This is a genomic window from Stenotrophomonas sp. SAM-B (assembly GCF_013387485.1).
GTDB lineage: Bacteria > Pseudomonadota > Gammaproteobacteria > Xanthomonadales > Xanthomonadaceae > Stenotrophomonas > Stenotrophomonas maltophilia_AA.
Map to the genome: position 1 here is coordinate 272,270 of NZ_JABBXB010000002.1, position 12,066 is coordinate 284,335.

The window sequence follows — 12,066 nt, forward strand, 5'->3', positions numbered from 1 at the left end:
ATGATCATTTCCGCCTCCACCGATTACCGCGCAGCGGCGCAACGTCGCCTGCCGCCGTTCCTGTTCCACTACATCGATGGCGGCGCGTATGCCGAGCACACCCTGAAGCGTAATGTCGCGGACCTGTCCGACATCGCGCTGCGCCAGCGCATCCTGCGCAACATGTCCGACCTGAGCCTGGAAACGGAACTGTTCGGCGAACGCCTGGCGATGCCGGTCGCGTTGGCGCCGGTCGGCTTGACCGGGATGTACGCGCGCCGCGGTGAAGTGCAGGCGGCGAGGGCGGCGGCGAGCCGGGGGATTCCGTTCACGCTGTCCACCGTCTCGGTCTGCCCGATCGAGGAAGTGGCGCCGGCCATCGACCGGCCGATGTGGTTCCAGCTGTATGTGCTCAAGGACCGCGGCTTCATGCGCAATGCGCTGGAGCGGGCCAAGGCTGCCGGCGTGACCACCCTGGTGTTCACCGTGGACATGCCCACGCCGGGCGCGCGCTACCGTGATGCGCACTCGGGCATGAGCGGCCCGAACGCGGCGGCGCGGCGCATGCTGCAGGCGGTCACGCATCCGCGCTGGGCGTGGGACGTGGGCCTGTTCGGCCGCCCGCACGACCTCGGCAACATCTCCACCTACCGGGGCAGCCCGACCGGTCTGGCCGACTACATCGGCTGGCTGGGCAACAACTTCGATCCCTCCATTTCGTGGAAAGACCTGGAGTGGATCCGCGAGTTCTGGACCGGCCCGATGGTGATCAAGGGCATTCTCGATCCGGAGGATGCGCGCGATGCCGTGCGGTTCGGGGCCGACGGCATCGTGGTCTCCAACCACGGCGGCCGCCAGCTGGACGGCGTGCTTTCCACCGCACGGGCGTTGCCGGCGATCGCCGATGCGGTCAAGGGCGAGCTGAAGATCCTGGCCGATTCGGGCATCCGCACGGGTCTGGACGTGGTCCGCATGATCGCGCTGGGCGCGGACAGCGTGCTGCTCGGCCGGGCGTTCGTGTATGCCCTCGCGGCGCAGGGCGAGGCCGGCGTGGCCAACCTGCTGGACCTGATGGCCAAGGAAATGCGCGTGGCGATGACGCTCACCGGCGCGAAGACCATCGCCGACATCAGCCGCGATTCGCTGGTGGACGCGACCCGTCGCCTCACGGTCGCGCCGTGAGCGGCGCATCCCAGGGCACGGCGGCACTGCTGGCGCAGCTGCGTGGCGTCGTCGGCGATGCGCACGTGCTGTCCGGCGACAAACCGACCCGGCGCTTCCGCAAGGGCTATCGCTTCGGCGACGGCCCGGTGCTGGCGGTCGTCCGCCCGGGCACGCTGCTGGAGCAGTGGTACGCCCTGCAGGCGGTCGTGGCGGCCAACGCCATCGTGATCATGCAGGCGGCCAACACCGGCCTCACCGGTGGCTCCACGCCCGATGGCGCGGAGTATGACCGCCCGGTGGTGATCATCAGCACCCTGCGCCTGACCGGCGTGCAGCTGATCAACGCAGGCCGCCAGGTCGTCTGCCTGCCGGGGGCGACGTTGGACCGGCTTGAAAAGGTGCTCGCACCGCTGGATCGCGAACCGCACTCGGTGATCGGCTCGTCGTGCATCGGGGCGTCGGTGTTGGGCGGGGTCTGCAACAATTCCGGTGGTTCGCTGGTGCGGCGCGGGCCCGCCTATACCGAGATGGCGCTGTTCGCACAGGTCGATGCCGATGGGCAGCTGCAGTTGGTCAACCATCTCGGCATCGCGTTGGGGGACACCCCCGAGCAGATCCTGGAGCGGCTGCAGCGCGGCGACTACGCGGCTGCCGACGTGGACAACGACAACGACCGCGCCGCCTCCGATCCGCGTTATGCCGAGCAGGTACGCCAGGTCGATGCGGCCACCCCGGCCCGCTACAACGCCGATCCCGCGCGGCATTACGAAGCCTCCGGCTCGGCCGGCAAGCTGGCGGTGTTCGCGGTGCGCCTGGACACCTTCGCGCGCGAGCCGGGCGAGGTGTTCTACATCGGCAGCAATGCGATGGAGGACCTCACCGCGATCCGTCGCCACCTGTTGACTGCCTTCGAGCGCCTGCCGATCTCCGGCGAGTACCTGCACCGCCAGGCGTACGACATCGGCGAACGCTACGGCAAGGACACCTTCCTGCTGATCGACCGCTTCGGCACCGCCCGGGTGCCGGCGGCGTTCGCGCTGAAGAGCCGGGTCGACGGCTGGTTCGAAAGTCTGGGCCTGCGCGGGGTCACCGACCGGGTGATCCAGCTTGCGATGCAGTGCCTGCCCGGCCATCTGCCGGCACGCATGCGGCAGTTCCGGGATCGCTACGAGCACCACCTGCTGCTCAAGGTGTCAGCGGTGGATGCCTCGGCGACCGAGACTTTCCTGCGCAATCACTTCGCCGATAGCGAAGGGGACTTCTTCCAATGCACGGCCGAGGAGGGGCGCAAGGCATTCCTGCATCGGTTCGCCGTCGCCGGCGCGGCGGTGCGCTACCGCGAAGTCCATCGGCGCGAGGTCGAGGACATCGTGGCGCTGGACGTGGCCCTGCGGCGCGACGACCGCGCATGGGTCGAACAGCTGCCGGCGGCCATCGACGCCAAGCTGGCCGGCAAGCTGTATTACGGGCACTTCTTCTGCCACGTGTTCCACCAGGACTACATCGTGCGCAAAGGCGAAGATCCGCTGGCGATCGAGCATGCCATGTGGACCTTGCTGGACGCGCGGGGCGCCGAGTACCCGGCCGAACACAACGTGGGCCATCTGTACCCGGCCAAGCCGGCCCTGGCGGCGTTCTATCAGCAGCTGGATCCGAGCAATACGTTCAATCCGGGCATCGGCCAGACCGAGAAGACGCGCGGCTGGGGCAGGGGCAGCTGCGACTGCACCCACCCCGGGTAGGGCCACCCCATGGGTGGCTGTGCGGCGTATCGCAGGTTTCAGAGCAGCCACCCATGGGGTGGCTCTACCTGCGGAGAATCATTCGCAACGGACAGCGGTGATCACGTTGTCCTTGTCGATGAACACACGCAGGCGATCCTGGCGCAGGTCGCGCGACGTGATCGTGGCCGGGCCGATCGGGTTGATCAGGCCGGCGCCGCTCTGCAGCAGCAGCTTGCGCATGTTCGCCTGGTCGGCCGGCTGCCCGATGGCCCAGCCCAGTTCGTCGGCCTTGCACAGGCCCGGGCCCTTGATTTCCGGCCCCGGCGAGCTGACGCAGGCGGTCAGCGACAGGGTGCCTGCGAGCATGATCGCGGCGAGGGGATAACGGGAAAGGGGTGCCATCGGGTCGCTCCTGCGGGGTCAGGCGCCGACCATACCACCGCCACGTGCATCGTCGCGTGGTGGCCGCCCCGCGACCGTTCGACGCAGCCGGGTCGGCGTGCGGGGGCAGGGCGCTTCGCCCTGGGCGTTACACTGGCCCCTCTCAGAATCGGCCATGCCGGGAGTCGCGGGTGCTGCACGTGTTCATGCTTGGCGGGCGGCATGCCCGGGCCCGGATCGAGGTGCACGACGTCGCCTTCGCCAATGTCGATGCCATCGAGGAGGCTTACCCGCAGCTGCGCCAGGACTGGTTCGGCGAACGCAGGGGGCTGCATGTCGATGGCTGGCTCGCGGTGGATGGGGTGGAGGAGTACCGGGTGCGGTTTGCCGATGTCGCACCTGCGGCCGGCGCGCCGCGGCTGTATTTCCTCAATCTCGGCGGGTACGCCGCAGGCGCGCTGGGCGAGGCGCATGACTACCGGTTGCTGGTCGCCACCGATGTCGAGGAGGCCAAGCGCAAGGCCAAGGGCCTGCGTGATGCCAGCTGGTTCAAGCCGCATACCGACGCGCTGCTGGAGGTGGATGACTGCATCGCCATCGACCAGGTCGGCGGCCGCCATGTGCAGCTCGAGCGCGGCGGGCACCGCGGGATCACCCTGGTCAGTGACTACATCGTGATCGGCTGAGCGGACCCGATTGCCCGCGGCCATGCCGCTGGCGCATAGTGTCGCGGTCCTATGAGGTCCGGCGCTGTCGCCGCGACAGATCAACCAACGGAAGTAGAACATGCAGAGCAGGAAGATCACGGCCGCGCTGATCGTGACACTGGGAATGACGATGGCGGGCAGCGCCGCTGCGGCCGAGCCGGACGCGCCGGTCTTCGGTGGCTGGCGCAACCTGCATTCGGCCAGTGGCGCCGAGCCGGTCCTGCGCAACCAGCCGTTTGCGATCCTGCCGCGCGAGGTCGCCAAGGGCGAGCGTTTCGCGATCCTCGACCGCGAGAACAAGCAGGTGGTGTGCTGCCTGGTGGTCGACAGTGAGCGCCTGGATGCGATCGCGCTGGAAACCCGCTACCGGCTGCCCGGGGTCTGGATCGCCGACCTGCTTGGCAACGAGGACTACAACCGCCGGCACGGCGACCCGCATGTGTTCGCGATGAAGCGCGAGGGCGAGCTGGTCGACCACGTCTTCTCGCAGGACGGCGGCGGCTACAGCGACCTCGGCGGTCTGCTGCTGCCTGCGGGTGCTGCGCTGGAAGAGGGCGGCAGCATCAAGCTTGGCGCCACCCGCTACCGGCTGCAGGCGCAGTCGCAGCGCTTCGCCGATGACAATGGCGCGCTGGATCGCTACACCCTGCAGCCGCCGGCACCCGCCGCGCCGGTGGTGGTCGAGGTGCCTTACAGCACGTACTGACACGGAAGCGACAGAACCGGCACGGTACAATCGCGCCCGCCCGTCGGCATCGCTGCTGCGGGCCTGTTTCCTTGTCCGAGCCTGTCCGTGATCGCCCGATTGTCCCTGTCCTGCGCGCTGCTGCTGTTGGCCGCCTGCGCCACGCCGGCCCGGCCGCCGGCCGCACCGCCTGCCAAACTGCCTGCCAATCCGGACGCGCTGTGGGGCATCATCCAGCGCGACTGCGCGGGCGATGCAGCGCCGCGCGGGAGCTGCCTGGCGGTAGCCGCCGAGGCGCATCGCCGCGATGTACTGCTGAAGGACTCGCATGGCCACTATCAATTTCTGCTGCTGCCCCTGGACCGGGTCTCGGGCATCGAAAGCCCGGCGCTGCTGAGGGCCGGTGCGCCGAACTACTTCGCCGCCGCCTGGGCCGCCCGCAGCCACACCGAGCAGGCACTGGGCCGGGCGCTGCCGCGCGATGTGGCCAGCCTGGCCTTGAACTCCCCGCATGGCCGCTCCCAGCACCAGTTGCACATCCACGTGGATTGCCTGCGTGCCGATGTCCTGGGCCAGCTGCGCCGGCTGCAGCCTGCCATCGGCAGCGACTGGCAGCCGTTGCCGGAGCCGCTGCGCGGACATGCCTATCTGGCCCGACAGCTGCCGGGTGCCGAGCTCACCGCCAATCCGGTGCGCCTGCTGGCGGCCCACCTGGCCGACCCCGCCGATATCGGCAACTGGTCGCTGGTGGTGGCGGGACGGACCGATGCAGCCGGCGCGCCTGGCTTCGTGTTGCTGGCCACCCGGCTTGACCTGGCAGCCGGCAACAAGGCCAGCGGCGAGGAACTTCAGGACCATGCGTGCGCCGTGCTGACCGGCGCGGCTGGTCCGCTGGATGGCGTGCTGTGAGGCGTGGCAGATCGCACGATTGAAACAAAAACCGCGGACGTGGCACGTTATAGTGGCCGTTCAATGCGGTTCCCGCTTTCGCGCCCGGGCTGACTGGCGCGTCGTATCCGACTGATTCCATGACTGCTGAAACCACGACTCCGCCCGCCGCTGCGCCGTCCCAGGCCACCGGTCCGCTGTTCTACCAAGCGCCCGTGCCGCTGCGCTCGGATCTGCATGCCGCCTGGCGCCTGGTGCCCGACACCGCGCATTTTGCTGCGGATACCAATGCGATCCCCGCCGTGATCGGCGAGTTCGGCTCGCTGGCCCAGCATTACCCGATCATCTTCACCGGCAAGGATGCGATGCCGCTGGTGGCCGTGGGTCTGGCCCAGCGCAATCTGTTCGTTGCCAATGACCTGTGGGATGAGCAGAGCTACGTGCCCGCCTACGTGCGTCGCTACCCGTTCGTGTTCATGCAGGCCGGCGAGCAGGACGAGTACGTGCTCGCGCTGGACTCGGCCGCCCGGCAGGTCAACCAGGGCCAGAGCGAGGACGGCCTGCCGCTGTTCCAGGATGGCAAGGCGACCGAGGTGGTCGACAACGCCATGCGCTTCTGCGGCGATTACACCCGCGAGCATGATGCGACCCGTCGCTTCACTGCAGCCCTGATCGAGAACAGCCTGCTGATCGACCGCAATATCGACGTCACCCTGGCCGATGGCCGGCAGATGTCGATCAACGGTTTCCAGGTCGTGGACGTGGAGAAATTCGCCGCGTTGCCGGATGCCACCGTGGTGGCCTGGCACCGCAACGGCTGGCTGGCGCTGGTGCATCACCACCTGAGCTCGCTCGCACGCTTCAGCGCGCTGGTGAACCGCCAGAGCGCACTGCCTGCCGACGCCTGAGCCCAGGCGCACGCGAAGTCACGCAGACGGCGGCCGCAGGGCCGCCGTTTTTCGTTGCTTAGGCGAAATATCGATAAGCATATCCCGGGCGGTCATTTCCCCCTTTTCCGCCTGTTCAGCAGAATCACGGCCCCTTCCTCACTACGCTCCGGCACGGGCCTGCCCGCGACGGGACGTAGCTCTTTACCGGAATTCTGCATGTCTGTGCTGTATCGCCCGCTGCGTCGGCGGGCCCTGGTTCTGTCGTTGTTGCCCCTGCTTGGCGCAGGCTCCCTGGTCCACGCCGCCGATGCGCCGACCCAGCTCGATGCGGTCACGGTCACCGGCTCGCGCATCCCCCGCGCCAGCGTGGAAGGCCCCTCCCCGGTAACGGTGATCACCCAGGAGCAGATCGAGGCGCAGGGCTATCGCAGCGCATTCGAAGCACTCAGCGCGCTGACCGAGAACACCGGCAACGTGCAGGGCGAGGACTTCGGCAACACCTTCACCCCGGCAGCCAATACGATCAATCTGCGTGGCCTGGGCCCGAACCGCACGCTGGTGCTGGTCAACGGCCGCCGCCAGTCCGATTACCCGCTGGCTTACGAAGGCTCGGTCAACGTGGTCAACCTGGCCAACATCCCGAGTGCGCTGATCGACCGGATCGAAGTGCTGGCCGGTGGTGCGTCGGCGGTGTACGGCTCGGATGCGATCGCCGGCGTGGTCAACATCATCCTCAAGAAAACCTATGACGGCGTCGGCATCAATGTCCGTGCCGGTACCACCGAGCAGGGCGGCGGTGACAACCAGCGCCTGCAGGCCGTGGGCGGCGGTTCGGGCGAGCAGTGGGACGCGATCTTCGGCCTGGAGATCGCCAACCGCAAGGCCATCTACGGCTCGCAGCGCGATTTCATGGACTCGCTGACCGACGACCCGCGTGGCGTGGACCCGCTGGCAACGGCGGTGGTCTATCGCCGCAACGCGTCCACCAACAACTACATCGATCCCGGCACCGACGGTTGCGATGCCTCCAGCACGCTCTACGGCGGCAGTGTGTTCCGCGCGCAGAACCCGCGCCAGGGCTGGTACTGCGGCAGCAATGAAGCCTCGCCGACGTTCTGGACCGTGCAGACCGAGAAGCGCAACATCGATGCCTACAGCGCCGTGACCTGGCGTTTGAACGATCGCCAGGAACTGTTCGCCGATGCGGCCATCGGCACTGCGCGCATCTACAACAACACGCGTGCGCCGAGCTGGACCTCTTCGCGCAACTACTTCTACAACCAGAACAGCGGTCAGCTGGAAAGCTGGTACCGGCGGTTCGCGCCGGAAGAGATCGGCGGCGTACAGCGCAACGCCAACCGCTTCCTGGAGCAGTCGTGGTCGTTCAACGTTGGTGCGCGCGGCAGCATCGGCGGCTCGGACTGGGACTACGAAGCGGCCTACAGCCGCTCGCGCTATGAGAACAGGACGCAGCGTCCGGGCCTGCTGGTCGGCATCAACGAGTATCTGCTCGGCCCGCAGCTGGGCACCCGCAACGGGGTGGAGGTGTATGCACCCGATCCGTCACGTCTGTACCAGCCGCTGACCCCGGGTGAGTACGACGGTCTGTCGGACCGTTACGAGAGCCGCAACGCGGCGTGGCTGCAGACCGCCAGCGTCAGCGTCAACGGCCAGCTGTTCGATCTGCCCGGCGGCCGTGCCGCGCTGGCAGCGGTGGTCGAGGCCGGCAGCCAGGGCTACAGCAACCGCCCGGACCCGGCATTGGGCCAGGGCGTGTTCTGGAACCTCAATGCCGGCATTCCCGCCGGTGGCGAACGTGATCGCTATGCGGCCGGCGTGGAGCTGCAGCTGCCGTTGCTGGAGCGCCTGACCGCGACTGTCGCCGGCCGCTACGACCAGTACCGCGCGGCCGGGGACCACCTGGGCAAGGCGACCTGGAGCACCGGCCTGGAGTTCCGCCCGTTCGATACGTTGCTGCTGCGCGCCAGTGCGGCGACCAGCTTCCGTGCGCCGGACATGAACTATGTGTTCGCGACCGAAACGCGCGGCTACAACCCCGGCATGACCGACTACTGGCGCTGCCGCAGTGCCGGCCAGGCCTATGACGACTGCGACTTCAGCGGACTGGCGATCGACTACACCAGCGGCGCCAACCCGCAGCTGCAGCCGGAGACCGCGAAGTCCTATGGCCTGGGCTTCGTGTGGTCGCCGTCGGCGAATCTGGATTTCACTGCCGACTACTACGACATCCGCATCGACGACGAGGTCACCAACCTCGACGCCACGCGCATCCTCAAGGATGAAGCAGATTGCCGTCTCGGCCAGACCGTGGGCGGCGACGCGCGCGATATCGGCTCGGCGCAGTGCCAGGACGCGCTGCGCCGGGTGATCCGCAACCCGGCCGATGCCGCGGTGCAGCCGAACCAGGTGGTGCGCGTGCTGATCAACCCGATCAACGCCGCTTCCGAAACCGTGCGCGGCATCGACCTGAAGTCGAACCTGCGCTGGGATGCCGGTCGCTACGGTCGCTTCTCCGCGCGAGCGGCGTACTCGCTGGTGATCGATCACAGCTACCGCCAGTTCGCCGGTGACGAGGTCCAGGACCAGCGCAACTCGCTGGATTCCTACCAGTGGCGCAGCAAGGTCAACGGCAGCGTGACCTGGGCGATCAATGACTGGACCGCCACGCTGTACGGCATGCGCTACGGCTCGTTGCCGAAGACCGACGGCAGCGGCCGCATCGCCCCGTACATGACCTACAACGCCAGCCTGTATCGCAAGCTCAACGACAACGCCACGCTCGGCCTGATCGTCAACAACCTGCGCGACAGCCGTCCGCCCGCGGACAAGAACGGCGGTGGCTGGCCGTTCTATCCGGTCGGCAACTACGATCCGTACGGCCGCCAGTTGTGGCTGGAGTTCGACTACCGCTTCCTGTAATCGCCTCGCGGGCCCGGCAATGCCGGGCCCGCTGCGTTTGGATGCAGGTATCGCTGGCGCTCAGAGCATCATCCCGCCCAGCACCGCCAGGGCCAGTGCGATGAGCAGGACACCGGACAGGCGCTCGATCCACGGCAATGCGCTGCTGAATCGTCGCATCACGGAGGCACGGCCGACCAGGCCCGCGACCAGTAGATCCCAGCCCAGCACCACCGAGAACATCCACAGCCCATAGAACACCCGCGTACCCGCAGTAGTGCCGGGTACGCTCAACATCGCCGCGAGGCTGGCGTAGAACAGGGCATTCTTGGGATTCAACAGGGCTGACATTCCGCCCAGCGCGAAGGCACGGGCCCACCTGGATGAGGCGCGATGGGCGGACGCTGATGTCGGCTGTTCTGCCATCGATGGTAGCGCTGCCGCACCCGCATGGCGCACGAACAGCGCGCCTACGTACAGCAGGAAGACGCAGCCCGCCACCTGGATCACCTGAAACAGCACGCTGCCGGACTGCAGCTCTGCCACCCCGGAGAAAGCCAGCGCAATGTAAATGCCGTTGGCGAGGGCAACGCCGATGCACGCGCCGCTGGCAATGCGCCAGCCCTGATGGATCGCCGTGCGCGCGATCAGGAAGAAGTCCGGCCCGGGCGACAACAGCGCCAGGAAGTGCACAGCAGCAACGAGCAGAAACTGTTCCATGGGGCAGGCGTCAACGGGGCGCGTGACTGTGCCGGTCCTGCGTGATGCTGTATTGCACGATATTGCGCAGCGCTCAGCGGCGATAGCGACCTGGGGTAATGCCGGCGTGTGCCTTGAACAGGCGTTGAAAATGGCTCTGGTCTGCAAAGCCGAGTGCGTGGGCGACGTCGGCCAGCGCTTGCCCCCGGCCCAGTCGCTCCCGCGCGGCATTGACCCGTCGATTGAGCTGCCAGGCATGCGGGGTGAGTCCGGTGGCGCTGCGAAACGCACGGATCACCGCGTAGCGGTTCATCCCGGTGCATGTAGCCAGGTCGGCCAGCGATACGCCTGACACAGGCGCGGCATCCAGCAGGGCGAAGGCCGGCTGCAGTCGCCTGCGCAGCTCCGGGCTTGTGTGCGGGGCGGGGATCGGAATCCCGGCAGCGACCTCGAGATCGTCGATGAAAGCGACCACGGCGGCTTCTTTCTCTGCGGGATCGGCGCCGGAGAACAGCAGGTCATTCATGTCGCAGAACGTCCGGTAGCGCGCCACGCTGCCGTCAATGCGGATCGGCGGCGCCGTTGCAGCCCCTGCCTCGATGGGTTGCCTGTCAGCCATGACCGCCGCCATCCATGCCGCATCCAGATGCAGCATCTGATAGCTCCAGGCGGTGTCGGGCGCTGGATTGCAGGCATGGACACGGTGCGCTGGCACGATGACCAACGTGCCTGGCTGAAGGCGGTGCTGTCCACCCGGTGCGCCGCTGAAAATGCTCTCACCGGCATCCACGGCGCCGATCGACCAGGTGGGATGACTGTGCGGGCGGTAACAGGCCCGGCTGTTGCACGCGCGGCGTGACTCGACCCACGGCAGCTGGGGATCGCGCCAGAACGCGTTATCCGAGGCCATGCGGCCGGAAGGGTCGCGCTCGCGTATGCTCACCGCCTGAACTCACTGCAATCCATGAGCCATGGTAAATCACATCCATTACCGCCGCGCCGTACCCGACGATGCCGCGGCCTGCATCGACCTGCGCGGTCGCACCCGCGAGAACGCGTTCTCCGCCGCCCAGCTCGTCGAGCTCGGCATCACGGAAGACAGCTGGGCGGCCGGTATCCGTGACGATGCACTGCCGGGGCATATCGCACTCGAAGGTGAGCGGATGGTCGGCTACTGCTTTGGCGATCGCGAAGGCGGCGAGATCTTGGTCCTGGCGTTGCTGCCGGCCTATGAAGGGCGGGGCATCGGTCGGCACTTGCTGGATCTGGCCATTGCCGATCTGGTCGAGGCGGGTCATTCGCGGCTGATCCTGGGGTGTGCAGCGGATCCGGCGGTTCGCTCGCACGGGTTCTATCGTTACCTCGGCTGGCGGCCGACCGGCGAGATCGATGCGCTGGGCGATGAGGTGCTCGAGCTGCACGTGGGCGCCACACCGTAGGATCGTGGTAGGGCGTGCCAGTGATTCCGTGTCGGGTTCATGCGCATGGGTGGGTCATTGTGCAGCCGGTCACGACAGCGGTACCGGCACCGGGACATGCTGGATGCCTCTGCACGGAGCGATGCGATGCCTGCGTGGTTGCTGACCCTGATGATGAGTGCCACCACGGTGGAGCCGCCCACTCGACAGGTTCACACCTGCCTGGTGGACGGCGCGCGCCACTACCAGTCCACCCCGTGCCAGGGTCCCACCGAACGCATCCGCGAGATGCCGCCGCCTGCCGACACCTGGGCCAATGACATGCATATCGAGTCGCTGCGGCAGGAGCTCCAGGCCAGGCGGCGCGCGGACGCTGCACCCACGCGTCAGAAGCGCGCGCAGCGCCCCCGCGGGGCACCGGCTTCCGGCGTCCGCGGTGCGCTGATCACGGTCCACACCGATCCTGTGAAGTGCGCCGCGGCGCGGCGACAGCGGGAGACGGCGTACCAGAAGGCCGGCCAACGGCCGAGCCTCGCGCTGAGCCGGCAGATGGATGACCGTGTTTACGATGCCTGCCGGTGACCGCCCGGCATCCGCTGGGACGGCGCACGA

At 67.7% G+C, this 12,066-nt stretch carries 12 protein-coding genes; 9 read left to right on the forward strand and 3 right to left on the reverse strand.

Annotation, left to right across the window (positions count from 1 at the left end; all coding sequences use genetic code 11):
- Positions 1–1,161, forward strand: a complete 1,161-nt coding sequence (gene lldD, locus HH110_RS05500) for an FMN-dependent L-lactate dehydrogenase LldD (RefSeq protein ID WP_176988720.1) — start codon at positions 1–3, stop codon at positions 1,159–1,161.
- A complete protein-coding gene (gene dld, locus HH110_RS05505) occupies positions 1,158–2,885 on the forward strand; it encodes a D-lactate dehydrogenase (RefSeq protein ID WP_176988721.1) in 1,728 nt (575 codons plus the stop codon). Before lldD ends, dld begins: the two co-directional genes overlap by 4 nt.
- Positions 2,886–2,963: 78 nt before the next feature.
- Here the strand turns inward: dld and HH110_RS05510 are convergent, their stop codons facing one another.
- On the reverse strand, positions 2,964–3,269 hold the full coding sequence (locus HH110_RS05510) for a hypothetical protein (RefSeq protein ID WP_176988722.1): 306 nt from the start codon (positions 3,267–3,269) through the stop codon (positions 2,964–2,966).
- 170 nt (positions 3,270–3,439) lie between these two features.
- Between HH110_RS05510 and HH110_RS05515 the strand changes: the two genes are divergently transcribed.
- The 5 genes from HH110_RS05515 to HH110_RS05535 all read left to right on the forward strand — a co-directional run bounded on the left by HH110_RS05515 (position 3,440) and on the right by HH110_RS05535 (position 9,358).
- Positions 3,440–3,934: a DUF1543 domain-containing protein gene (locus tag HH110_RS05515; protein ID WP_176988723.1), complete on the forward strand. Its 495-nt coding sequence runs from the start codon at positions 3,440–3,442 to the stop codon at positions 3,932–3,934.
- Positions 3,935–4,034: 100 nt separating this feature from the next.
- Positions 4,035–4,661, forward strand: a complete 627-nt coding sequence (locus HH110_RS05520; protein ID WP_176988724.1) for a decarboxylase — start codon at positions 4,035–4,037, stop codon at positions 4,659–4,661.
- Between the two features lie 99 nt (positions 4,662–4,760).
- The gene (locus tag HH110_RS05525) at positions 4,761–5,549 is read left to right on the forward strand and encodes a CDP-diacylglycerol diphosphatase (protein WP_176988725.1); all 789 of its coding nucleotides are present in this window, start codon (positions 4,761–4,763) and stop codon (positions 5,547–5,549) included.
- Positions 5,550–5,668: 119 nt separating this feature from the next.
- Positions 5,669–6,436: a SapC family protein gene (locus HH110_RS05530; protein WP_176988726.1), complete on the forward strand. Its 768-nt coding sequence runs from the start codon at positions 5,669–5,671 to the stop codon at positions 6,434–6,436.
- Positions 6,437–6,634: 198 nt separating this feature from the next.
- Positions 6,635–9,358 (forward strand): TonB-dependent siderophore receptor, encoded by a 2,724-nt coding sequence (locus tag HH110_RS05535; protein ID WP_176988727.1) that lies wholly within the window; start codon positions 6,635–6,637, stop codon positions 9,356–9,358.
- 60 nt (positions 9,359–9,418) lie between these two features.
- Here HH110_RS05535 and HH110_RS05540 read toward each other — a convergent pair whose 3' ends face one another.
- Together HH110_RS05540 and HH110_RS05545 are read right to left on the reverse strand one after the other, a co-directional pair.
- Positions 9,419–10,030, reverse strand: coding sequence for a LysE family transporter (locus tag HH110_RS05540; RefSeq protein WP_342589223.1), 612 nt, complete (start codon positions 10,028–10,030; stop codon positions 9,419–9,421).
- Positions 10,031–10,130: 100 nt separating this feature from the next.
- Positions 10,131–10,979 (reverse strand): AraC family transcriptional regulator, encoded by an 849-nt coding sequence (locus HH110_RS05545; protein ID WP_342589224.1) that lies wholly within the window; start codon positions 10,977–10,979, stop codon positions 10,131–10,133.
- Positions 10,980–11,007: 28 nt separating this feature from the next.
- On the opposite strand from HH110_RS05545, the gene HH110_RS05550 reads away from it, so the two are divergent.
- On the forward strand, positions 11,008–11,475 hold the full coding sequence (locus tag HH110_RS05550) for a GNAT family N-acetyltransferase (protein ID WP_176988729.1): 468 nt from the start codon (positions 11,008–11,010) through the stop codon (positions 11,473–11,475).
- 126 nt (positions 11,476–11,601) lie between these two features.
- Positions 11,602–12,036: a hypothetical protein gene (locus HH110_RS05555; RefSeq protein ID WP_176988730.1), complete on the forward strand. Its 435-nt coding sequence runs from the start codon at positions 11,602–11,604 to the stop codon at positions 12,034–12,036.
- The last annotated feature ends 30 nt before the right edge of the window (positions 12,037–12,066 follow it).

What these genes read in the sequence shown, in the direction of transcription:
- lldD (WP_176988720.1), top strand. Translation starts at nt 1, where the DNA reads ATGATCATTTCCGCCTCCACCGATTACCGCGCAGCGGCGCAACGTCGC.
- HH110_RS05510 (WP_176988722.1), bottom strand. Translation starts at nt 3,269, where the DNA reads ATGGCACCCCTTTCCCGTTATCCCCTCGCCGCGATCATGCTCGCAGGC.
- HH110_RS05520 (WP_176988724.1), top strand. Translation starts at nt 4,035, where the DNA reads ATGCAGAGCAGGAAGATCACGGCCGCGCTGATCGTGACACTGGGAATG.
- HH110_RS05530 (WP_176988726.1), top strand. Translation starts at nt 5,669, where the DNA reads ATGACTGCTGAAACCACGACTCCGCCCGCCGCTGCGCCGTCCCAGGCC.
- HH110_RS05535 (WP_176988727.1), top strand. Translation starts at nt 6,635, where the DNA reads ATGTCTGTGCTGTATCGCCCGCTGCGTCGGCGGGCCCTGGTTCTGTCG.
- HH110_RS05550 (WP_176988729.1), top strand. Translation starts at nt 11,008, where the DNA reads ATGGTAAATCACATCCATTACCGCCGCGCCGTACCCGACGATGCCGCG.
- HH110_RS05555 (WP_176988730.1), top strand. Translation starts at nt 11,602, where the DNA reads ATGCCTGCGTGGTTGCTGACCCTGATGATGAGTGCCACCACGGTGGAG.